This window comes from Kitasatospora sp. NPDC053057, assembly GCF_044546945.1.
Lineage (GTDB): Bacteria > Actinomycetota > Actinomycetes > Streptomycetales > Streptomycetaceae > Kitasatospora.
On the sequence record NZ_JBITZP010000134.1, the window covers coordinates 1 to 1,632 of the forward strand.

At 70.7% G+C, this 1,632-nt stretch carries 2 protein-coding genes; both read left to right on the forward strand.

Annotated elements, in window-relative coordinates; translation table 11 throughout:
* Positions 1 to 164 precede the first annotated feature (164 nt).
* Positions 165 to 620: a hypothetical protein gene (locus ACIG5E_RS39415; protein WP_396542134.1), complete on the forward strand. Its 456-nt coding sequence runs from the start codon at positions 165 to 167 to the stop codon at positions 618 to 620.
* Between the two features lie 60 nt (positions 621 to 680).
* Entirely contained in the window at positions 681 to 1,517 is an 837-nt protein-coding gene (locus ACIG5E_RS39420) for a transposase family protein (protein WP_396542136.1), read from the forward strand.
* The last annotated feature ends 115 nt before the right edge of the window (positions 1,518 to 1,632 follow it).

Genomic DNA, 1,632 nt, shown 5'->3' on the forward strand with positions numbered 1-1,632 from the left:
GAAGCTTCGCCATCTTCGAACGTGCTGGTCGGAGGGGCTGGCGTGCGGGTCGTTGGCCGTGCTCGTGCTGGTGGTGGGCGGCAGTCTGAGGCCTTGATCGTCTGACGGGGTGGCTTCTCCGGTTCCTCCGCTCCGCCGCCCTTGTGCCGCCTACCATCCGGTTCATGGTGGAGTCCGAGATCGCGGAACGGGTCGCCGCGCGGCGCACGGAACTGGACGAGCTGGAAGAACAGCTGGTCAAGCAACTGGAACAGGTCCGGGCCGAGCGCGACGAACTCGCTGTGGCCGAGCGGGTCTGGAAGCGGATGGCCGAACGGTTCGCCGCCGAGCAAGCAGCGGCCGAACCGGAGTCCGCGCAGGTGGCGGGCCGTGCGGTGCTGCTGGTCCCGCACCGCGGGCCCGGCGTCGACCAGGACGCGCTGCCGCCGGACTATCAGCGGATCCTCGCGATCGTGCGGGGCGCGGGCGGGCCGGTGGCGACCCGGCAGGTCGGCGAGGAGCTGGGGCTGGAGGTGGCGGTGCGGGGCAAACTGGAGCCGCTGCGCGCGAAGCTGTCCAAGCTCGCCGGGCGGGGCTGGCTGCGGAAACTGCCCGACGGCCGCTTCACTACGCGCCTGTGACCTGCGGCGACGCACACCGAGGAGCGTAACCGCGGTGCCCCCGGCGGCCGTTGAAGTTGTGTGACGAACACCAACGAGCCCGCCGAGGGCGTCTCCCTTGTCTACCAGTGCCGCCTGGACCTGTCCACCAGCACCATCGTTTACCTCCGTGACCTGCTGCGATCCCGGTTGAAAGCGATCCGCTCGCCATTCCGGTCGCAGCCTGCGGGACGGATCGCGGTGCTGGTGCTGGCGATGCTGCGGCACGACCAGCGCCTCCTGGACCTGGCCGGCGGCAACGGCGTGCCCGAATCCACCCTGCGGCGCTGGCGCGACGAGATGATCGACCTGCTCGCCGCGAAGGCCCCGCGCCTGGACCGGGCACTGCGCAAGATAGCCAAGCGCGGCGGGGAAGTGGTGCTGATCGACGGCACGCTGATCCCCACCCAACGCCGCACCGGGAAGGCGAACCGCCCGAACTACTCCGGCAAGCACCACCGCCACGGCCTGCACTTCCTCGCCCTGACCGACGAGACGGGCCACATCATCTGGATCTCCGCCGCCCGGCCCGGGCGGACCCACGACGCCACCGCCGCCCGCCGCGACAAGATCGTCGAGCACCTCAAGGCAGCCGGCCTCGGCGCGCTCGCCGACCTGGGCTTCCTCGGCGTGGACAAACCCGAGAACCCCGACGACCAGGTCATCGTCACCGGCTACAAGGCCACCCGCCACCGCAAGCTCACCACCGGCCAGAAGCAGGCCAACCGGATCCTGGCCGCCGGACGCGCCCCCGTCGAACACGGATTCGCCCACCTGAAGGCCTGGCGGATCCTGACCAAGCTCCGCACCGACCCCGCCCGCGCCACCGCCCTCCTGCGCGCGCTGCTCGTCCTGACCGACCTCGAAGCCAGCCGCTGACAACGCCGTGACGGACGATCAAGAGCCCAGACTCCCGCGATCAACCAGCACGAGCACGGCCAACGACCCGCACGCCAGCCCCTCCGACCAGCACGTTCGAAGATGGCGAAGCTTC

Coding starts and splice junctions, on each gene's coding strand:
- ACIG5E_RS39415 (WP_396542134.1), top strand. CDS start 165: ATGGTGGAGTCCGAGATCGCGGAACGGGTCGCCGCGCGGCGCACGGAA.